Origin of the sequence: Polaromonas naphthalenivorans CJ2 (assembly GCF_000015505.1) — a bacterium.
Taxonomy (GTDB): domain Bacteria; phylum Pseudomonadota; class Gammaproteobacteria; order Burkholderiales; family Burkholderiaceae_C; genus Polaromonas; species Polaromonas naphthalenivorans.
In genome coordinates this window covers 427501-447769 of record NC_008781.1, presented here as the reverse complement: position 1 = coordinate 447769, position 20269 = coordinate 427501, and the positions used below count along the sequence as shown (strand labels likewise).

The window sequence follows — 20269 nt, the reverse complement described above, 5'->3', positions numbered from 1 at the left end:
ACTTTGGGCCTGTATGGACACTTCAGCACAAACAATCCGGGACGCGCTGCAAGCCGTGTCGCAGCTTCGGCAGCAGCACGCCAGCCAGCCGGCCCTGGCGCGGGCCGGCGCCGAGGTCAAGCGTTTTCAGGCGCGCCGCTTCCAGGCCACCTACGCCGACCTGCTGCACAGCCCGCGCTACAAAACGGCCGCCGCCTTCTTCCTTCAGGAGCTGTACAGCGACAAGGACTACGCCAGCCGCGACCAGCAGTTTGCCCGCATTGCCGACACCATCGCCCGGCTGTTTCCGCAGTCCGTCGTGAACACGGCGGCCGCGCTCGCCGAGATCCATGCGCTGACCGAAACGCTGGACGACCTGATGGCGCGCGCCTGGATCGCAGACGCCTCGACCACCCCCAAAAGCAGTGAACCGGCGCGCTATGTCCGCTGCTGGCGCCAACTGGGAGACCGGGCCGCGCGCCAGCACCAGCTTGAGGTGGTGCTGCAGCTCGGCCAGTCGCTCGGCCGCCTGACGCGCACGCTCGGGCTGAGAACCTTGCTCAGGATGATGCGCCGCCCCGCTGCCGCCGCTGGCCTTGATTCCCTTCAGCAATTCCTGGAAACCGGCTTTGACGCCTTTGCCAGGATGGGCGGCGCGGACGAGTTCCTCACGCTGCTCCGCCAGCGCGAATCCGAATGGATACGCGCCCTGTTTGACGACGAGGCGGCCGCCTGCGAGACCCGGCTGGCCCATTTGCTGGCAGCGGGCAGCCCGCCTGAATTCAACAACGCAACGTCCTTCTGATGGCTGCAAGCTCTTTGCCATCCGGCATGCATGTCTTCGAACGGGGCTGGCTTTCAGCCAACAACATCCTGTTTGCCGATGGCGATCACAGCGTGCTGGTTGACAGCGGCTACTGCACGCATTCCGCACAGACGCTGTCGCTGGTCGAAGGTGTCCTGGGCAATCGTTCATTGGATGTGCTCGTCAACACCCATTTGCACAGCGACCATTGCGGCGGCAACGCGGCCTTGCAGGCGCGCTACCCGGCGCTCCAGACCCTGATTCCGCCCGGACACGCGCAGCAGGTCGCGCAATGGGATGCGGCAGCGCTCAGCTATGTGCCCACGGGTCAGCAATGCCCGCGATTCGGCTTCGATCAAACGCTTCAGCCCGGAACAAACCTACGGTTTGGCGCGGCTCAATGGCAGGTTCATGCGGCAGCCGGGCATGACCCTCATTCGCTTGTTTTCTTCGAGCCCGAAACCAGAATGCTGATTTCAGCCGATGCCTTGTGGGAAAACGGTTTCGGCGTGGTGTTTCCCGAGCTTGAGGGAAGCGACGCCTTTGCCGAGGTGGCGGCAACGCTGGACTTGATCGAACGGCTCAATCCTGCCACCGTCATCCCGGGGCATGGACGGGTTTTCATGTACACGCCCGAGATACTCGCCAAAGCACGTCAGCGCCTGGATTTTTTTATCGCCAACCCCGTCAAGCATGCCCGTCATGCGGTGAAAGCCCTGCTCGTCTTCAAGCTGCTTGAAGTTCAACGGCAGTTGATTGATGAATTCACCCAATGGACGGTGACAACGCCGTATTTTGAGCAAATCAGAGTTCGCTTTTTTCGGGAGGTTCCGATGGCTGTCTGGGTAGGCCAGTTGTACGCCGAACTGCTTGCCGCTGGCGTAGCCACAAAGGAAGGCGAATATATTCGCCCCGGGTTCGCCCGTTAAATGCGTCATTCCAAGCATTATCGGCAGTTTGTTAAAGGTTCTATGTTTTTTGTCAAGCTTTTTGGTCAAGCCGGGCTGGGTGCCAACCTTGCCGGGTCGAACACTGCATTGCTTTCCAGACTAAAGTGGACCCCGGATTTGAGACGGCAGTTTAAGCAGGACACTGTCGCAAGAAATGGGAAATCATGAGTGAAACGAAGAAACGCAAAGTCCACCTGCCGGAGTTCAAGGCGAAGGTCGAACTGGAAGCCTTGCGGGGAGTCAAGACGATCAATGAGATTGCTCAGGACTTCGGAGTTCATCCGGTACAGGTCAGCCAGTGGAAGAAGGAAATCCAGGAGCAGGCCGGCACGCTGTTCGAGGGCAAACGCGGACCACAGCCGGTGGCCGCGCACAGTGCGCCGGAGCGGCTGTATGGCGAAATCGGACGCCTGAAAATGGAGCTGGACTGGCTCAAAAAAAAGTCCGGGATCAGCCTGCCATGATGCGCCACGCCTGGGCGCCTGGATTGACAGCCAAGCTGGTGCAACGATTGCATTGAGCCGCCAATGCGTCCTGGCAGGCATCTCACGCGCCGCGCTGTACGCGCGGCGAAAGCCCAAGCGGATCGTTCAGGACGATGAGTTGCTCTTGCGTCTGATTGACGAGGAGTACACCCGCCATCCGTTTTACGGGAGCCGCAAGATGGTGGTGCATCTGGGGCGCTGCGGCCACAGCGTCAACCGCAAATGGGCACAGCGCCTGATGCGCTCGCTGGGCCTGGCGGGCATGGCGCCCGGCCCCAATACCAGCCGGGCGCACCCGCAGCACAAGGTGTACCCGTACCTGCTGCGCGGCGTGGCGATCAGTCGGCCCAACCAGGTCTGGAGCACCGACATCACTTACATCCGGCTGGCCCGCGGCTTTGCCTATCTGGTGGCGGTCATCGACTGGTACTCCCGGCGGGTGTTGAGCTGGCGCATCAGTAACAGCATGGAGACGGTGTTCTGCGTGGACTGTCTGGAGGAGGCTTTGCGCATTCACGGCAAGCCTGAAGTCTTCAACACCGACCAGGGCTCGCAGTTCACCAGTGAGGCCTTCACCAGTGTGCTCAAACGCGAGGGCGTCATCATCAGCATGGACGGTCGAGGTAGAGCGTTGGACAATATTTTTGTCGAGCGGCTCTGGCGCAGCGTCAAGCACGAGGACGTGTACCTCAAGGGCTATAGCGCAATGGGCGAGTTACTGATCGGCTTGACGCAATACTTCACGTTTTACAACGGTGAACGCCCGCATCAAGCGCTGAAGAATCTGACACCCGATGTGGTGTACCAGCGTGCTCAAGGGGGTGGCGCCATGATCGTGGACAAATATGGCGCCGCACAGAGCCTCCCAATGGCGCTGCGCTCCACAGGCACTGCGTTCGATGAAGTCCGATTAGCACTACTCTGCCATGTCACTCACGCCGACGCAGGTCTATCGTGGCGCTGCAGTGAGGGCACCGAACGTAAATCACGGGATGAAGCATGGCGATGATGGCGCGGCGTACCGCCGGCAATGACGGCTGTGGCGGGGGATCCGGTGCATTGGATGCCGGTTTTTTTCCCCGCCTGTAAAGCACTCGCCAGGCGTCGGTGCTGCAAATAGCCAAATGCGATCATGCTCAGCAGCGCGTGATGGTGCAGTCCTAGCCAGGATCTGCCCTCGTAATGGTCCAGGCCAAGTTCGTCCTTGAGTTGCTGATGCGCCTGTTCGCATGCCCAGCGGGCCTTGATCGCGCGCACCAGCGTTATGCGCGGCGTGTCAGCCGGGTGGTTAGTGAAGTAGTCCGCGCTTATATGGACGCCCCCCAGAAAGCAAGCATTGGCAGAGTAAAGGTTCAACGGAGGTTGCAGTCTTATATGCGGCCTGTTTGTGCAGGCTTGTTTTCCTGCTGGCCCGGATGGCATTCGCGGACAAGGCTCCCATCTGAATATCGGGCTTTGTGCCCATGCGGACTATCGGAGTGCTCCTGTCCCGGTATGACCTGTTGACCCATCACTTTGCTTTTTGCCTGGCTCTCCTTCAAAACATTTGCATCATCGCCGCGTTGTTAACCACAGTGGTGGAACTGCTCAGGCAGCCACCGCAGCGGCCGGATTCCATCTGAGCTGATCAAAGGCCTTGCCTTTGGTCAGCACCGCCCAGGCGGTGCGCGCCAGCTTGTTGGCCAAGGCCGCGACCACCACGCTGTAGGGCCTGCGGGCCAGCAGCGCGGTGATCCAGCCTGTTCGCTGCGTCCTGGCAATAATGGCCCTGGCCCCGTGCATCAGCAGCGTTCGCACATATGGATCGCCTCGCTTGGAGATGCCCAGCTGGCGGATCTTGCCGCCCGTGCCGCTCTGCCTGGGCGTCAAGCCCAGCCATGCGGCAAACTGCCGGCCCGAGTGAAAGCCGGAGATGTCGGTGGCTGTGGCCGCCAAGGCCGTGGCCGTGAGAGGGCCAATGCCCGGCACCGCCTGCAAGGCCAGCATATGCTGGTCTTGTTTGCCCAGCGCTGCCAGGCGCCTGTCGATGTGATCGATGTCTTGCTGCAGCCGCTCAATGCGGCTGAGCTGCTCCTGCATGCTCTCGATGAGCACGCCAGGCAGCTTGTCCTGCGCCTGGGCCAGTTCACCGGGAATGCGCTGCAGCAAGATGCGATGGCCTTCGGGCAGCACGATGCCGAACTCGCAGAGCAACCCACGCAGGGCGTTGGTTTGCATGATGCGCATCTTCATCAGCTGGGCGCGCATGCGGTGCAGGGCCAGGCAAGCCTGCTGCGGCTCGCTCTTGACGGGCACCTCATGGATGTGCGGCTGCTGGGCCGCGACCCAGATCGCCTGGGCATCGCGCGCATCGGTCTTGTCACGCAGCACGAAGGCCTTGACCTGTCTGGCTGGCAGCAGCTTGACTTGGTGGCCCTGGGCTGCCAGCGTTCGTCCCCAGTGGTGGGCTCCGCCGCAAGCCTCCAGGGCAACCAGGCAGGGCTGGCGGTTGGCGAAGAACTCGGCCACCTTGGCGCGCTTGAGCTTGATGCGCTCGATCTCGCCTGTTTCCGGATCAACGGCATGAATCTGAAACACATTCTTGGCAATGTCCATTCCAACGACGGGCAGTTGTGCGGTAATCTTCATGATGGAGCCTCCAGTTTCCAAGTGGTGACGACGAATCTCTACTTTGGCTACAGGGACTTCCCAGCCAGTCAAGGGCCGGTTTGAAATTTCTTCTTGAAAACGGTATTCCTTGCGGCTGACGCAAACCGGCTGGCTTCAAACGAGGAACAGACTTGCACATCTACAGGCGGGCTTGCTGCACTTGGCGGTGCGGCCCCAGATACCAACCGCGCAGCAGGGCTCCATTCACACTTCGTGGTGCCTACGGCCCACAGCCAAAGTATCGAGCTTGCCTGCTACCGGTCTGACCTGCTCAAAGCATCTGCGATTTCACGTCTGGCAAGAAAAAGGTTCAGAGGTCAATACAGTCGTGCGATGTCTCACATATCGTCTTACGCTGTGGCGGCAATGGCTGAAGGTGGGATGCTGACGTGAAAGGCGTCATAGCGCTTTTCCTTCGTCATGACGGCCCACAAAATCCGGGCGTTCTTGTTGGCCAAGGCCACGACGGCTTTTTGCCACCCACATCGCTCGCGAAGGCGCTGCGCCCACTGTGAGATGGGATCGTCGTTGTGCTTGCCAACCAAAACGACTGACTTGGCGCCCTGAATCAGCAAGCCGCGCAAGTAATTGCTGCCCCGTTTGGTGATGCTGCTCAGACTTGACTTGCCTCCGCTGGAGTTTTGCTTCGGTGTCAGCCCCAGCCAGGCGCCGAACTGCGCTGCGTTCTTGAACTGCTTGAAGTCGCCCACCGTCGCCACGACCGCTGAGGCGGTGACGGGTCCAATGCCCTTGAGCTCTGCTGCGCGCTGGACCTGCTCATCGTCCTTCTGATGAGCGGCAATGCGCTGGTCGCACCACTGGACGTGCTCTTCGATTTCTCGCCAGTGCTCTTGCGCTCTTTGCAGAACCAGCCGTGCCATGCCGGCGATGTCATTGCCAGCATCCTCAATCAGGTCACTCAAGTGTTGTCGCAGCACCTGTGGGCTTTGAGGCAGAACGATGCCAAACTCGGCCAGCAAACCTCGGATTCGGTTGATGCAGGCAGTGCGCTCTTGTTTGAGCCCTTCACGCAGGCGATGCACGCACAGCATGCCTTGCTGAGCAAGGGTCTTGGGCGGCACGAAATTCATGTGCGGTCTTGAGGCCGCCTCGCAAATCGCTGCTGCATCGTTGGCATCGTTCTTGCCGCTCTTGCCCTGAATACGGTACGGCGCAACGAACTGGGCTGCAATCATCCTGGCGTCCAGGCCTCGATCGCGGAGTTGCCGACACCAGTGATGGGCGCCACTGCAAGCTTCCATCGCGACCAGGCAGCCGGGCGGCAGATCGCAACACCATGCCAGAAATCGGTCACGCTTGAGCATCCGGTTAGTGACCACGTTGCCACTGGCATCCACAGCGTGAACCTGGAAAACATTCTTGGCCAAATCAACGCCGACTCGTGTAATGTTGCTCATGGGACTTCTCCTTCCAATAGTGGTTGCAGATTGACTTTCCAGCACTTCAATCTTGGCACTTTGATGCCGTAACCAGGAAGTGGGAAGTCCCTCGTATTCACATCGATGCCGTGGCTGCGGGGCTCCCCATCATTGGGTTCGATCTCCTCGACAGCTTGGCATCGGTAAAGGTGGGGACGTCCATACCATCTGAAAAACTCGCAAGCCCTTGATCTATCTGGGGAATTTACGGATTTGTGAGGGCTGAATTTGCAAGAAAATAAATACCCCGCATTTGATTTCTTGCAAATTTCGACGAGGTTTTGATGGAACCCAGACCGCGCGCACCCCAGACGGGCGAGTTGCCCCGCCCCCGCCTGGACGAGCAGCTCAAGATGAGCCACCCCTTGATTCGCCTGGCCAGCCTGATGAACTGGGAGGAGATCGAACGCAGCTTTGGCGCCCACTTCACGTCAAGCCGGGGACGCCCTGCATTGCGCCCTCGCCTGGTCGCGGGGCTCCTGTATCTGCAGCATGCCAACGACGCCAGCGATAAAGCGGTGGTGGCGACCTGGCTGGAAAACCCCTACTGGCAATACTTTTGCGGTGAAACCTATCTGCAGACCGAGCTGCCCATCGACCCCTCCAGCCTGACGCGCTGGCGAAAGCGCATCGGTGAAGAAGGCGTTGAGGTGTTGCTCGCCGTCACCATCGAGGCAGCCCGCGCAGCAGGCCTGATCAAAAAAAGCAGCCTGAACCAAGTCATCGTCGATACCACCGACAGCCGATTGCTGGAGAAAAGCCGCCAACACCTGGTCAAGCTCGCCGATGAACACCATTTGCAATTGCGCCAGAACTACAACCGGCAGGCGCCGCGCATGGCCGCGCAAATCGGCCGCTACGCGCATGCCAGGCAATTCAAGCGCATGAGGAAAATGCTCAAAGCCCTGCGAGTCCGGGTGGCCCGCGTGTACCGCGAAGTCATGCGCAAGTTGGGCCAATTGCCAGAGCAGACGCAGTCCAAGGCGCGGGATCTGCTGCACCGCGTGGGCCGCATCCTGAATCAAAGAACCAAAGACAAAAACAAACTGTACGCGCTGCACGCACCGGAGGCAGAGTGCATCTCGAAAGGCAAGGCCAGGACGCCCTACGAGTTTGGCGTCAAGGTCAGCATTGCCAGCACCCTCAGGGAAGGCCTGGTGGTCGGGATGCGCAGCATGCCGGGCAATCCGTACGACGGGCACACGCTCGATGAAACCATCGAGCAGGTCGAAATCCTCGCCGAGAAAAGACCCGGCATTGCCATCGTGGACAAGGGTTACCGGGGCGCGCAGGTCGACGGGGTGCAGATTCTGCGCTCAGGCCAGCGCCGGAGCATCACCCGAACCATGAAGGCGATGATCAAGCGGCGAAGCGACATTGAGCCAACCATCGGCCACATGAAAACGGACGGCCGGCTGGCCCGAAATCCACTCAAAGGTGAGCTGGGTGACGCCTTGCATGCCGTGTTGTGCGGCGCAGGCCATAACCTTCGCCTGATCATCAATAAACTAAAAATTCCCTGTGCTCCGTAAACAGCCAGCGAACTCATGTTGAATAGATGCCCTGAGTCTCGCAAGATCGCGTGCACGCAAATCGATCGTGCACACCATGCTCAAGAACTCAGAGACTTCGAGATATTCGACACGGCGCACCCACCGCACCTACACGGCACAGTTCAAAGCCGAACTGGTGGCCGCCTGTGGGCAGCTCGGCGTTTCGATTGCCGCCTTGGCCGGGCAGCATGCAATGAACGCCAACGTGCTGCACCGCTGGCTCAAGGAGCATCACCGCAGCGGGCGTCACCAGCTGGCAGTCCACAGTCCTGCCGCTGCTGCTGCCCCTGAGACAGCTTCTCCTCTTGTCGCGTTCATCCCCTTGCAGCTGCCCGCGCCCGCGCAGCAGCCCGAAACCCGGGAGATCAAGGTAGAGCTGCGCCGGGGCGCGCTGTCGATGGTCGTGACCTGGCCCGTCAGCGCGGCAGCCGAGTTGGCGAGCTGGACGGCTGCGCTTGTCAAATGATCCGCATCGATGCGGCCTGGCTGGCTACCTAACCCCTGGACATGCGCGCGGGCACCGACACCGCGCTGGCGCGGGTGGTGGCCGTCTTTGGCGCTGCCCACCCGCATACCGCGTATCTGTTCGCCAACAAGCGGGCCAACCGCATGAAGGTGCTGGTCCATGATGGAATCGGCATCTGGCTGGCCGCGCGCCGGCTGCACCAGGGCAAGTTCATCTGGCCTTCGCAGAACACTGCCAATTGCAGGCTGGGACGCGAGCAGCTCGACGCGCTGGTGCTGGGCCTGCCTTGGCAGCGCATGGGCGAGGCGGGCATTATCACGATCACCTGAAGCGGCTGTGCAATTGGGGCATCTGCCAATGGCCTGGCTGCAAAAGGCCGGGCAAGCTGCTGCCATGGTCAATGCACAGCACCTGGACAGCTTGAGCGCCGAGCAGCTGCGCGCGCTGGCCGCAGAACTCATCGCTCAGGTGGCCCAGCGCGAGCAGGCCATTGCCGCCAAGGACGGCGAGCTCAAATACCGCCAGGCCAAGATTGACCAGCTCACGCACGAGATGGCGGTCCTCAAACGCTGGAGGTTCGGGCGCAGCGGCGAGCGGCTGGACCCGGCGCAGCTCAGCTTGCTCGATGAGACCATCGATGCGGACATCGCCGCCATCGAAGTGGAGCTCGAGCAGCTGGCGCCCACGCCCCGCGCAGCTGCCCAGACCGGCCCGCCTAAACGCGCCCGGCTGCCGCCCGGGCTGCCACGGGTGGAGATTCACCACGAACCGGATTCAGACCTGTGCGCCACCCCAGGCTGCGGCTGCACGCTCAAACGCATTGGGGAAGATGTCAGCGAAAAGCTCGACTACACCCCTGGCGTGTTCACAGTCGAGCGCCACGTGCGGGGCAAGTGGGCCTGCGCTAAATGCCAGAGCTTGACCCAGGCGCCGGTGCCCGCGCAGGTGATCGACAAGGGGATTCCCACGGCCGGGCTGCTGGCGCAGGTGTTGGTGGCCAAGTACGCGGACCACCTGCCGCTATACAGGCAAGAAAGCATCTTTGGACGCGCCGGCTTGGCCATTGCCCGCTCCACGCTGGGCGCCTGGGTGGGCATGTGCGGCGTTCAGCTCCAACCCCTGGTCGATGCCTTGAAGGCAGAACTCCTCAGCCATGCGGTGCTGCATGCTGACGAGACGCCGGTGCAGATGCTCAAACCCATCCCATTACACACATAGTCGAGCCGATAGACTTGGGGTTTGGTGAAGTTAAACGGTCAAGGAACCAACAATGGGCTGGGGCGAGGAAGAGTTCAAGACAATCGAGCTGGGCGATGAGCGCCTGAACCGGCGCGCCGTGCTGCTGGCAGAGCGACTGGGGCAAAAGCCCTCGGCCAGCATTCCCGGCGCCTGCCAGAGCTGGGCAGAAACGGCAGCGGCTTACCGGTTTTTGCGCAACGAAGAGGTGAGCTGGGACAAGGTGCTCGCGCCCCACTTGCAGGCCAGCCAGGCGCGCATGGCACAGCACCAAGTGGTGCTGTGCCTTCAGGACACGACCGAGCTGGACTACCACGGACAGGACATCGCAGGTCTGGGGCCCTTGAACTACGAGGCCCAGCGCGGGCTGTATTTGCACCCCACCTATGTCGTGAGTCCCGAGCGTGAGCCGCTGGGCGTATTCAATGCCTGGACGTGGGCGCGCGAATTCAAGGCAGCAGACGGCAAACGCGGCGGGCCGTGCGAAAGCACCCGCTGGATTGATGGGATGGACTCCCCCTGTTTTTTGCGCCACATTGGCGCTCTGGTTTTCATTGGCGTGGAGATCAGGTCTTTAAACAAAAGGAGTCCGACATGAATGCTACTACCGTTGCCGTCGATCTTGCAAAGTCCGTTTTCCAGCTCGCCGTCGCCGATGCGTCTTGGCGGGTCGTGGAAACACACCGCCTTACGCGTACCCAGTTCGAGCGCTGGTTCGTCAACCGGGATGTGAGTCTGGTCATCATGGAAGCCTGCGGCTCGGCCCTCCACTGGGCACGCTGGCTCAATGGTCTGGGCATTGAGGTTCGACTACTCCCAGCCCAGTACGTCCGTGCCTATGTCAAACGCAACAAGACCGATGCTGCCGATGCAGCGGCGCTGCTCGAAGCCGCCCGGGCGTCGGATATTCGCCCGGTACGAATCAAGTCAGTCGAGCAACAGGCACTGCAAGGCATGCACCGCATCCGCAGCTTGTGGATGGGAACGCGTACCTCGCGCATCAATGCCTTGCGTGGTTTTTGCCGGGAGTTTGGCATTGCGATTCCCGTAGGCGCGCGCACTGGCATCGAAGCCATCAGTCGGGTGCTGGCTGACCCCCATACTGCGGTGCCCGATCTGATTCGGGGGACAGCCAAATTGCTGATTGAAGAAATACGCCTGCTCGAAGCTCGCATTGCTCAACTGGAGCGCGAACTGGCATCCCTGGCCAGGCTGTGCCCGGCATGCACCACGCTGCTCTCGATACCAGGCATTGGCTTGCTCACGGCCACTGCAATGGTGGCGGCTACATCTGGCGATGTCAGTCACTTCAAGGACGCACGGCATTTCTCCAGTTGGTTTGGCTTGACGCCCAAGGAGTACAGCTCGGGCAATAGCCGTTACCTGGGGCGCATTTCCAAGAAGGGAGATCGCTATCTACGAATGCTGCTCACTCACGGGGCCAGAAGTGTGCTGCGTGCCGCCAAGGTGGCTGAGGGTTCCGGCAAAGAAGTTTGTGGTGTGCGCCGTTGGGCGCTGGATGTGCAGACCAGGGGCAACCACAACAAGGCGGCTTGTGCGCTGGCCAACAAGCTGGCGCGGATTTGCTATGCCACGCTCAGAGACAAGGAGCCGTTTGATGAAGGCCAGCGGCTGAACAAGAAGATCAACAGGGAGAGCTTTGTGATGCCGGCCTGAACAGCCAACATCCAAAACAACCCGTCACCAGGAAAAGAAACCCAACACCCATCCACGCTTGCGACGAGATTGATCGACCACCATGGCCAACCGGGTTCACCCCACACCGATAGACGCCGATAACTCTTCCGGCAGCTTGCCTGCCGCTCGTATCGACTGGCGCATCGGTGACGCAGATTCCATGTCGGCACGGGCCACGACAGAGCCCACCATCGATGCCGGATATACGACTGCAGGCGCTTCCCCACAAGCCAAACTATCGGTCAGCCTCTTGCCGTTGTGGGGGAGTCCATATATGATACGAGCGAATCGCTGAAAGCGCACAAGAGCTGCCTGGCACACGCCATGTGTGCATCGGCGACCGCGAGTCGGACATGCTGGAGATGATGGTCAAGGCGCGCGATCTGGGCTACCCGGCTGACTACTTGGTGCGCAGTCAGCACAACCGGGTGCTGCCAAGCGGCGGCAAGCTGTGGGACAAGGTGATGGCGCAACCGCCAGTCGGGCGCATCCGCTTCATGCTGCCAGCCGGACGAGGCCGAAAGAGCCGCACGGTCGAGCAGGACATCCGCATTGAGCGCGTCCAGCTGAGCGACAAGGCCAAAGGGGCCATCGAGGTCAGCTGCCTGGTGGCCTCGGAGGTCAACGCCCCGGCAGGCGTCAAGCCCGTGGTCTGGCGGCTGCTGAGCAACCGCGTGGCCAGCACACTGGAACAGGCCAGCGAGCTGATCGACTGGTACCGCTCGCGCTGGGAAATTGAGCTGTTTTTCTTGATTCTCAAGGAGGGCTGCCGAGTCGAGCGGCTGCAGCTGAGCGACAAAGATATTGATCCGGCCCAATGAAGTATGAACTTTACTGAATTTTCTCTATCGAAGAAAGATGGAAAAAGAAAATGCAAGAAAGCAGACGCTGGAGCAGCTTCACGAGCGGCGCAAGCAAGTCGTGAGACTGCATAAAAGGGCAATGGGCGTCATGCAAATTGTCTCCATGACGGGTTTGAGCTACCCGGCTGTGCGCAGGTGCATCGACCTGTTCGATGAGGGCGGCTGGCCAGCAATACGACCGGCCTTGCGTGGGCGCACTCAAGGTCTGGGGCGCACCCTGAGCCAGGCTCAGGAGGACAGCCTTCAGCGCAGCATCATCGATCAACGCCCTGAGCAGCTCAAGATGGATTTTTTCCTGTGGAGCCGGGCGGCCGTAGGCCAGCTCATCGAGCAGGAGTACGGCATCGAGCTGCAGGTGCGCAGCGTTGGCAAGTACCTGGCCCGCTGGGGTTTTACGCCCCAAAAGCCCATCAGGCGAGCCTACGAACAAAGCCCTGAAGCGGTGCAGGCCTGGCTCGAAGGCGAGTACCCGGCGATAGAGCAACGCGCCCGCCAGGAAGGCGCTGAAATCCATTGGGGTGACGAGACGGCGCTGGTGAACACCGATGTGCGCGGTAGAAGCTTTGCGCCTGCTGGAAAGACACCGGTGGCCAGAACCGTGGGAGGCACCCGGCAAAAGCTCTCGATGATTGCCACGGTGACTAACCAGGGGAAAACCCGCTGGATGATCATTGACGATGCGTTTGACGCGGACAAGCTCATCGAATTCCTGCGGGCACTGGTCAAGGATGCGGGCAAAAAGGTATTTTTGATACTGGACAACCTGCGGGTTCATCACAGCAAAATCGTCAAGGCCTGGGTGGCTAACCACAGGGACGAAATTGAGCTGTTTTATCTGCCCAGCTACAGCCCTCAGCTCAATCCGGAGGAACGCCTCAATGCGGATCTGAAGCAGGAGATGGGCAAACGCGTACCGGCGCGCAGCAAAGCCAAATTACGCGATGCCGCCAACGAGCACATGGCTCTGCTCGAGCGCACGCCTGAGCGAGTTATCGCCTACTTTCAGGATCGGCGTGTTCGCTATGCCGCTTAATACTTCATCGGGCCGGATCAATAGGCTGGAGTCAGCGCTGGCGATCTACCTGGTCATTGCCTGGCGCATCAACCGCTTGATGCGGCTGGGGCGCACGGTGCCCGAGCTCGATGCCCGAGCTCGATGCCGAACTGGTGTTTGAGCCCGACGAGTGGCGCGCGGCGTACATCCTGAACAAAAAGCCGATACCGAAAAAGATGCCAGGACTCAACGAAGTCATCCGGCTGATTGCCCGGCGCGGCGGGTTTGTGGGGCGAAAAGGCGATGGTGAGCCCGGTGCCAGAACGCTATGGTTGGGCCTGCAGGAGATTGCCGTCTTCGTGGAAGGTGCCCGCTACGCCAGGGTCTTCAGCGAAACGGAAATCTGTGTGTAATGGGATGGCTCAAACCCGGCAATGGCAAAACGCACCGGGCTTATCTCTGGGCCTACGCGCCGGGCGCCTTTGAAGATTTGAAGGCCGTGGTCCATGACTTTTGCGAGAGCCGCGCGGGCGCGCATGCCAGAGGCTTTCTGGGTGCTTGGCAAGGCACGCTGGTGTGCGACGATTACGTGGCCTACAAGCAGCTGTTCACGCAGGGCATCATGGAGTCCGGCTGCATGGCGCACGCCAGACGTCACCTCTTCGAGTTGCATGTCAATCACCAGAGCCAGATTGCCGCTCAAGCGCTGCACTACATCGCCCAGCTCTACGAGATCGAGCGCGAGGTCAAAACCCTGCGCGCGGATGAACGCCAACGCATCCGCCAGGCCCGGTCAAAACCGCTGGCCGATGCGCTGCACCAATGGATGGTGCTTGAGCGCAGCCAGATACTGGACGGCTCAGCCACGGCCAAGGCACTCGATTACAGCCTCAGGCGCTGGGGCGCGCTCATGCGTTTCCTGGATGACGGGCAATTACCGATCGACAACAACTGGGTGGAAAACCAAATCCGGCCCGTGGCAATGGCGTGTTCATAATGCCCCTCTTCGTTAAGTGCTTGAAAACATTGACATCTGCTTCTCGCTGACGGCCCGACACGGGCTGAGTGTTCGCGCGATGGCGTCAATCACCCGCTGCTCGAGCAGGTCGCTGGCCCGAATCTGATACGGCGCCCGCGGCACCACCTGTTCGGCCGGCAGCAATCCCTCCTTGATCAGGCGCCGAATGCGGTGGTTGTTGACCCCGAGCTTGGCAGCCGCTTCTGACATGGTCAACCACTGCCCGTCCTTCTCGGCCGAGCGGTACGCATGGATGTCGTTGACCCTGCGCACGGAGCTCACGCGATGCGCGGTCCACGTCTTGGCCTGGCCCGTGGGCAGTCCCATGCGATTGAGCGTCGCGGCGATGTGCTCGTCAGACCACTTGCCTGCCATGCTGCGCATGACGGCCAGGGCTTCATCGGGCGTGCGGCAGCCGTGCTCGCCTGTGCGTGGCTTGACGACCCTCACCTGCGAATGCTGGCCTCCGCGCCAGTGAATCGTCAGCACGACCTCGCGGGCCTGGTCGTCGACATCGGCAACGATGTCCTTGACGAGTGTGCGCAGCAACTGCTGGCGCGCGCGCATGGTCACGCCCGGCGCATCCCACGCGGCCGCGAGATCTTCCTCCAAGCCGGTCAAGTCGGGCCTGGCAGAGGACTGCACCTGCCGGGCCACGTTCAAGCGCTGCTCACAGGCGAGCACGCGCTGCAAAGCAGCCTCCCAGCTCTTCTCCAGTTGTGCGGCAATCAAGCGATGGTCTGGGTCACAGGCCGCGTAGCGGCGCTCTGCCAAACCAGCCTCGTAACGGGCCTGCTGCAACTCCAGCTCCACGATTCGTCGCTGGTCCGCTTGAACTTGCATATACCTCCGCTCAGCCTGCAATGCCGCCTCGACGGCCAAGGGCTCCACAGCGCGCAGCAGCTCCCGGGCAATCGCTTCGTCGGGTCGGCGTGCGCCAAACGTGAAGCATCTCGGCTGAGCGAGCTGAAGATTGGGGCGGTCACATCGGTACACCGGTTGAGGCACCCCGCGCCCCGTATACGCCACCGTCAGGCGCCGCCCACAACGCCCGCAGCACAGCATTCCCGCGAGCAACGCCCGGCCACCGCGCCCGGACTTCGTTCCATCGACTTTACCGTAGGCATTGACGGCAAGCTGCTTTTGATTACGTTCGAACTCGGCCCAGTCGATGTAGGCTTCGTGATGATCCTTGATCATCACGTCCCACCGATCGAGCGGCTTGCCATGCTTGTAGGTCTTGCGAAGTCGCCCTTGCACGAGCGTCGTACGCTTCTCACTCTTGCCGTATGCATAGACGCCGGCATAGAAGGGATTCTTGAGTATCGAGATCACGTTGCGGTAGCGGATCGGCGTCCAGTCAAAGCTCACCATCTTCTTGCCGTCCGAGGGCCGTGGGAAATGGACATCGTCTGCCGCAAGGGAAAGCATCACCTGCCTGGCGCTGCCGAGCGTGCGAAAGCGCGCGAAGATCAACCGGATCGTCTCCTGCAGGCGCATGTCCGGATCCAACCCCAACCCGATCTGCCGGTGCCAGACGTAGCCGATGGGGACACTGATGCGCAATTCACCGCGATGCGCCTTGGCACGAGCCGCTTCGAACATCCTTGCCCTGATCACGCCGAGCTCGAACTCGCTGATACTGCCCTTCATGCCCAGCAGCAGACGGTCGTTGGGCCGGCACGGGTCGTACACGCCGTCCGGGTCAATGACCCGTGCCTCGACCAGGCCACACAGCTCCAGCAGGTGGTGCCAGTCACGTCCATTGCGGGCAAGCCGGGAGGCGTCGAAGCACAAGACGGCGCCGACTTCGCCAGCGCACAACCAGGCCACGAGCCGCTCAAAGCCCGGTCGGTCCACCATACCGCTGGCGGAACGGCCGAGGTCATCGTCGATGACTTCCACCTGCGCAAATCCGAGGCGGCGAGCTTGCGCCACCAGGTCGTACTGCCGGCGCTGGCTCTCCAGGTTGGTCTGCACTTGTGACTGAGTTGACTGGCGCACATAGACGACAGCTTTGCGACGCAGCACTGCGGCCGGCAACAGATCAGAGGTCGTCATGATCACTCCTTTCGGTTTGAAGGCCGGCTGCCTGCAGCAGCAGCGTTGCCAGCCGTGCGACCACGGCGGCCCGTTCGCTCGAGGCCATGTCCCGAAGGACCGGGGACTCGAGGGTCAGGCTCAGCTGGCGTGGGGGAGATGGCTGAAGTGATGCCGATGTCGTCAACCGTCGGCGATGTCCGGGTACATGATGGCTCATGGCGCTCCTCGCAGGTGTGGAAAACACCCGCGCAGCTTCGCCGAAATCCTCGCTGCGACAGCAGCAGGTGCAGCTCGGCCAGCGCGCCCACAGAGGCTTGCGGGGCGCCCAGTTCCATGTGAGCGCAAGCTGCGGCATCGAGCATCCAGGCGGCAACCACGATCACGACGCCGGGTCGCGCCTCCAGGTGGACTACCTCGCCGTTGGCACGCTGCTCGCTGTATTGGCGCTTGAGGCGGCGTCCATACAGCGGATGCCAGCGATAGAAGACTTCAACTTCTTGCCCGACATGGGCACAATGACCCGGTGATTGCCGTAGGCCGCTCGAACTGGCTGTTCGCCGGATCGCTGCGCGCGGGCCAGCGCGCCGCTGCCAGCATGACCCGTACGCCTACCTCAAGGATGTCTTGATGCGGCTACCCATGCAAAAGAACAGCCAGATCGCAGAATTGCTGCCTCACCGCTGGCAGCCTGCACAGCCTTGACCGCTGGCGTCAAGCTGTGTTCGCTGGCTTACGATGAGTTCACCTGGTGCTTACCTCCAAACTGCACCCCCAAAAGAAAAAGCCCGGTCAATCTAATGATCAACCGGGCTTGTTCAGGGGCTATAAGAGCCTGACGATGACCTACTTTCACACGGGAATCCGCACTATCATCGGCGCTGAGTCGTTTCACTGTCCTGTTCGGGATGGGAAGGAGTGGTACCAACTTGCTATGGTCATCAGGCATAACTTGTTGACGGATTGTTCCACGCGGAGCAATCCGTCGAATTCATAGAGCAAATCAGCTTCAATTTAGATTGTTGCACAGTCTGCGGGGACTGTGTCTTTTGAATGCGTCAGTCTTGGCATAACAGCCTTGAAGTGCTTGATGGACAAACAAATCAAAGTTATAGGGTCAAGCCTCTCGAGCAATTAGTACAGGTTAGCTTAACGCATTACTGCGCTTCCACACCCTGCCTATCAACGTCCTGGTCTTGAACGACTCTTCAGGGGGCTCAAGGCCCCGGCAGATCTAATCTTGAAACGAGTTTCCCGCTTAGATGCTTTCAGCGGTTATCTCTTCCGAACTTAGCTACCCGGCAATGCCACTGGCGTGACAACCGGTACACCAGAGGTTCGTCCACTCCGGTCCTCTCGTACTAGGAGCAGGCTTCCTCAAATCTGCAGCGCCCACGGAAGATAGGGACCAAACTGTCTCACGACGTTTTAAACCCAGCTCACGTACCTCTTTAAATGGCGAACAGCCATACCCTTGGGACCGGCTACAGCCCCAGGATGAGATGAGCCGACATCGAGGTGCCAAACACCGCCGTCGATATGAACTCTTGGGCGGTATCAGCCTGTTATCCCCAGAGTACCTTTTATCCGTTGAGCGATGGCCCTTCCATACAGAACCACCGGATCACTATGTCCTGCTTTCGCATCTGCTCGACTTGTCAGTCTCGCAGTTAAGCACGCTTATGCCATTGCACTATCGTCACGATGTCCGACCGTAACTAGCGTACCTTCGAACTCCTCCGTTACACTTTGGGAGGAGACCGCCCCAGTCAAACTGCCTACCATGCACTGTCCCCGATCCAGATAATGGACCTAGGTTAGAACCTCAAACACACCAGGGTGGTATTTCAACGTTGGCTCCATGAGAACTAGCGTCCTCACTTCAAAGCCTCCCACCTATCCTACACAGGTCTGTTCAAAATCCAATACAAAGCTACAGTAAAGGTTCATGGGGTCTTTCCGTCTTTCCGCGGGGAGATTGCATCATCACAAACATTTCAACTTCGCTGAGTCTCAGGAGGAGACAGTGTGGCCATCGTTACGCCATTCGTGCAGGTCGGAACTTACCCGACAAGGAATTTCGCTACCTTAGGACCGTTATAGTTACGGCCGCCGTTTACTGGGACTTCAATCAAGAGCTTGCACCCCATCATTTAATCTTCCAGCACCGGGCAGGCGTCACACCCTATACGTCGACTTTCGTCTTAGCAGAGTGCTGTGTTTTTAATAAACAGTCGCAGCCACCGATTTTTTGCAACCTCATTGGGCTCTGTCCGCGAGGGACTTCACCTACTAAAGGCACACCTTCTTCCGAAGTTACGGTGTCAATTTGCCGAGTTCCTTCTCCTGAGTTCTCTCAAGCGCCTTAGAATACTCATCTCGCGCACCAGTGTCGGTTTGCGGTACGGTCGTGTGTAGCTGAAGCTTAGTGGCTTTTCCTGGAAGCAGGGTATCACTCACTTCGGCTGCAAGCAGCCTCGTTATCACCCCTCATCTAAGCCCGGCGGATTTACCTACCAGGCACGACTACAGGCTTGAACCAACATATCCAACAGTTGGCTGAGCTAACCTTCTCCGTCCCCACATCGCACTACACATCGGTACAGGAATATTGACCTGTTTCCCATCAGCTACGCATCTCTGCCTCGCCTTAGGGGCCGACTCACTCTACGCCGATGAACGTTGCGTAGAAAACCTTGCGCTTACGGCGAGGGGGCTTTTCACCCCCTTTAACGCTACTCATGTCAGCATTCGCACTTCTGATACCTCCAGCAGGGTTTACACCGCCACCTTCACAGGCTTACAGAACGCTCTCCTACCACGTGCAATAAATTGCACATCCGCAGCTTCGGTAACTGGCTTAGCCCCGTTACATCTTCCGCGCAGGACGACTCGATCAGTGAGCTATTACGCTTTCTTTAAATGATGGCTGCTTCTAAGCCAACATCCTGACTGTTATAGCCTTCCCACTTCGTTTCCCACTTAGCCAATTTTAGGGACCTTAGCTGGCGGTCTGGGTTGTTTCCCTCTTGAGTCCGGACGTTAGCACCCGGTGCTCTGTCTCCCAAGCTGTACTCATCGGTATTCGGAGTTTGCCTTGGTTTGGTAAGTCGCCATGACCCCCTAGCCAAAACAGTGCTCTACCCCCGATGGTAATACTTGAGGCACTACCTAAATAGTTTTCGGAGAGAACCAGCTATTTCCAAGTTTGTTTAGCCTTTCACCCCTATCCACAGCTCATCCCCTAGTTTTGCAACACTAGTGGGTTCGGACCTCCAGTGCATGTTACTGCACCTTCATCCTGGCCATGGATAGCTCACTTGGTTTCGGGTCTACACCCAGCGACTAGACGCCCTATTCGGACTCGATTTCTCTACGGCTTCCCTATTCGGTTAACCTTGCCACTGAATGTAAGTCGCTGACCCATTATACAAAAGGTACGCAGTCACCCCTTTCGAGGCTCCTACTTTTTGTAAGCACACGGTTTCAGGATCTATTTCACTCCCCTCCCGGGGTTCTTTTCGCCTTTCCCTCACGGTACTAGTTCACTATCGGTCAATGATGAGTATTTAGCCTTGGAGGATGGTCCCCCCATATTCAGACAGGATTTCTCGTGTCCCGCCCTACTTTTCGCAAGCTCAGTACCACAGGTCTCTTTTTGCATACGGGGCTATCACCCGCTATGGCCAGCCTTTCCAGACTGTTCTGCTAAGAGTCCTGCTATCACTTGCAGGCTTTTCCGATTTCGCTCGCCACTACTTTCGGAATCTCGGTTGATGTCTTTTCCTCGAGCTACTGAGATGTTTCAGTTCACCCGGTTCGCCTCGCATGCCTATGTATTCAGCATGCGATACCTTTCGGTGGGTTTCCCCATTCAGAAATCTCCGGATCAAAGCTAATTTGCCAGCTCCCCGAAGCTTATCGCAGGCTATCACGTCTTTCGTCGCCTATCATTGCCAAGGCATCCACCATGTGCTCTTATTCGCTTGACCCTATAACTTTGATTTCTCGCAGTTATTTTCAAGGAATGATTGTCTGGTCTTTCACCAGACGCGTTATGCCGTATCTTCCAATTATCGATTTGACTCGAAATT

General features: G+C 59.5%; 13 protein-coding genes, 2 rRNA genes and 6 pseudogenes. 15 read left to right on the top strand and 6 right to left on the bottom strand.

Annotated elements, in window-relative coordinates; genetic code table 11:
• Window positions 1–13 precede the first annotated feature (13 nt).
• The 3 genes and pseudogenes from PNAP_RS02140 to PNAP_RS25465 all read left to right on the top strand — a co-directional run.
• Window positions 14–784 (top strand): FFLEELY motif protein, encoded by a 771-nt coding sequence (locus tag PNAP_RS02140; RefSeq protein WP_011799854.1) that lies wholly within the window; start codon window positions 14–16, stop codon window positions 782–784.
• Entirely contained in the window at window positions 784–1713 is a 930-nt protein-coding gene (locus tag PNAP_RS02135) for an MBL fold metallo-hydrolase (RefSeq protein WP_011799853.1), read from the top strand. Before PNAP_RS02140 ends, PNAP_RS02135 begins: the two co-directional genes overlap by 1 nt.
• Before the next feature lie 185 nt (window positions 1714–1898).
• Window positions 1899–3078, top strand: a pseudogene (locus tag PNAP_RS25465) (IS3 family transposase); the annotation flags it as partial.
• A gap of 74 nt (window positions 3079–3152) precedes the next feature.
• Here the strand turns inward: PNAP_RS25465 and PNAP_RS25460 are convergent.
• From PNAP_RS25460 to PNAP_RS02115, 3 genes are all read right to left on the bottom strand, one after another.
• Window positions 3153–3575 carry a hypothetical protein gene (locus PNAP_RS25460; RefSeq protein WP_408633722.1) on the bottom strand — a complete coding sequence of 141 codons (423 nt, stop codon included), beginning with the start codon at window positions 3573–3575 and terminating at the stop codon, window positions 3153–3155.
• 231 nt (window positions 3576–3806) lie between these two features.
• The gene (locus PNAP_RS02120; RefSeq protein WP_011799849.1) at window positions 3807–4847 is read right to left on the bottom strand and encodes an IS110 family RNA-guided transposase; all 1041 of its coding nucleotides are present in this window, start codon (window positions 4845–4847) and stop codon (window positions 3807–3809) included.
• 371 nt (window positions 4848–5218) lie between these two features.
• Window positions 5219–6286 carry an IS110 family RNA-guided transposase gene (locus PNAP_RS02115; protein WP_011799848.1) on the bottom strand — a complete coding sequence of 356 codons (1068 nt, stop codon included), beginning with the start codon at window positions 6284–6286 and terminating at the stop codon, window positions 5219–5221.
• A gap of 305 nt (window positions 6287–6591) precedes the next feature.
• Here PNAP_RS02115 and PNAP_RS02110 point away from each other — a divergent pair, with 305 nt between their 5' ends.
• The 10 genes and pseudogenes from PNAP_RS02110 to tnpC (PNAP_RS02070) all read left to right on the top strand — a co-directional run.
• Window positions 6592–7839 carry an IS5 family transposase gene (locus PNAP_RS02110; RefSeq protein ID WP_011799847.1) on the top strand — a complete coding sequence of 416 codons (1248 nt, stop codon included), beginning with the start codon at window positions 6592–6594 and terminating at the stop codon, window positions 7837–7839.
• Window positions 7840–7915: 76 nt separating this feature from the next.
• Complete coding sequence (locus tag PNAP_RS02105; RefSeq protein ID WP_011799846.1) at window positions 7916–8326, top strand: transposase; 411 nt, start codon at window positions 7916–7918, stop codon at window positions 8324–8326.
• 41 nt (window positions 8327–8367) lie between these two features.
• Window positions 8368–8655, top strand: coding sequence for an IS66 family insertion sequence element accessory protein TnpB (tnpB, locus tag PNAP_RS02100; RefSeq protein WP_011799845.1), 288 nt, complete (start codon window positions 8368–8370; stop codon window positions 8653–8655).
• Window positions 8656–8719: 64 nt separating this feature from the next.
• Window positions 8720–9526 (top strand): annotated as a pseudogene (tnpC, locus tag PNAP_RS02095) (IS66 family transposase); the annotation flags it as partial.
• A 70-nt stretch (window positions 9527–9596) separates the two neighbouring features.
• Window positions 9597–10076, top strand: a pseudogene (locus PNAP_RS02090) (IS4/Tn5 family transposase DNA-binding protein); the annotation flags it as partial.
• Between the two features lie 80 nt (window positions 10077–10156).
• Window positions 10157–11239 (top strand): IS110 family RNA-guided transposase, encoded by a 1083-nt coding sequence (locus PNAP_RS02085; protein ID WP_011799842.1) that lies wholly within the window; start codon window positions 10157–10159, stop codon window positions 11237–11239.
• Window positions 11240–11586: 347 nt separating this feature from the next.
• On the top strand, window positions 11587–12081 hold the full coding sequence (locus tag PNAP_RS02080) for an IS4 family transposase (protein WP_011799841.1): 495 nt from the start codon (window positions 11587–11589) through the stop codon (window positions 12079–12081).
• Window positions 12082–12118: 37 nt separating this feature from the next.
• The gene (locus PNAP_RS02075; protein ID WP_011799840.1) at window positions 12119–13156 is read left to right on the top strand and encodes an IS630 family transposase; all 1038 of its coding nucleotides are present in this window, start codon (window positions 12119–12121) and stop codon (window positions 13154–13156) included.
• A gap of 19 nt (window positions 13157–13175) precedes the next feature.
• Window positions 13176–13530 (top strand): annotated as a pseudogene (locus PNAP_RS24850) (IS4 family transposase); the annotation flags it as partial.
• A gap of 8 nt (window positions 13531–13538) precedes the next feature.
• Window positions 13539–14111 (top strand): annotated as a pseudogene (tnpC, locus tag PNAP_RS02070) (IS66 family transposase); the annotation flags it as partial.
• Between the two features lie 15 nt (window positions 14112–14126).
• Here tnpC (PNAP_RS02070) and PNAP_RS27825 read toward each other — a convergent pair.
• Window positions 14127–16196, bottom strand: coding sequence for a recombinase family protein (locus PNAP_RS27825; RefSeq protein ID WP_011798428.1), 2070 nt, complete (start codon window positions 16194–16196; stop codon window positions 14127–14129).
• A 197-nt stretch (window positions 16197–16393) separates the two neighbouring features.
• Here PNAP_RS27825 and PNAP_RS02060 point away from each other — a divergent pair, with 197 nt between their 5' ends.
• Both PNAP_RS02060 and PNAP_RS25455 read left to right on the top strand, forming a co-directional pair.
• Window positions 16394–16705 (top strand): hypothetical protein, encoded by a 312-nt coding sequence (locus tag PNAP_RS02060; RefSeq protein WP_041376462.1) that lies wholly within the window; start codon window positions 16394–16396, stop codon window positions 16703–16705.
• A 2-nt stretch (window positions 16706–16707) separates the two neighbouring features.
• Window positions 16708–16880: pseudogene (locus PNAP_RS25455) on the top strand (transposase domain-containing protein); the annotation flags it as partial.
• A gap of 128 nt (window positions 16881–17008) precedes the next feature.
• Here PNAP_RS25455 and rrf read toward each other — a convergent pair.
• Together rrf and PNAP_RS02050 are read right to left on the bottom strand one after the other, a co-directional pair.
• Window positions 17009–17121, bottom strand: a 5S ribosomal RNA gene (rrf, locus tag PNAP_RS02055).
• A gap of 167 nt (window positions 17122–17288) precedes the next feature.
• Window positions 17289–20167 (bottom strand): 23S ribosomal RNA (locus PNAP_RS02050).
• Between the last annotated feature and the right edge of the window lie 102 nt (window positions 20168–20269).

Coding starts and splice junctions, on each gene's coding strand:
- PNAP_RS02120 (WP_011799849.1), bottom strand. CDS start 4,847: ATGAAGATTACCGCACAACTGCCCGTCGTTGGAATGGACATTGCCAAG.
- PNAP_RS02060 (WP_041376462.1), top strand. CDS start 16,394: ATGGCGCTCCTCGCAGGTGTGGAAAACACCCGCGCAGCTTCGCCGAAA.
- PNAP_RS02115 (WP_011799848.1), bottom strand. CDS start 6,286: ATGAGCAACATTACACGAGTCGGCGTTGATTTGGCCAAGAATGTTTTC.
- PNAP_RS27825 (WP_011798428.1), bottom strand. CDS start 16,196: ATGACGACCTCTGATCTGTTGCCGGCCGCAGTGCTGCGTCGCAAAGCT.
- PNAP_RS02085 (WP_011799842.1), top strand. CDS start 10,157: ATGAATGCTACTACCGTTGCCGTCGATCTTGCAAAGTCCGTTTTCCAG.
- tnpB (WP_011799845.1), top strand. CDS start 8,368: ATGCGCGCGGGCACCGACACCGCGCTGGCGCGGGTGGTGGCCGTCTTT.
- PNAP_RS02075 (WP_011799840.1), top strand. CDS start 12,119: ATGGAAAAAGAAAATGCAAGAAAGCAGACGCTGGAGCAGCTTCACGAG.
- PNAP_RS02110 (WP_011799847.1), top strand. CDS start 6,592: ATGGAACCCAGACCGCGCGCACCCCAGACGGGCGAGTTGCCCCGCCCC.
- PNAP_RS02135 (WP_011799853.1), top strand. CDS start 784: ATGGCTGCAAGCTCTTTGCCATCCGGCATGCATGTCTTCGAACGGGGC.
- PNAP_RS02140 (WP_011799854.1), top strand. CDS start 14: ATGGACACTTCAGCACAAACAATCCGGGACGCGCTGCAAGCCGTGTCG.
- PNAP_RS02105 (WP_011799846.1), top strand. CDS start 7,916: ATGCTCAAGAACTCAGAGACTTCGAGATATTCGACACGGCGCACCCAC.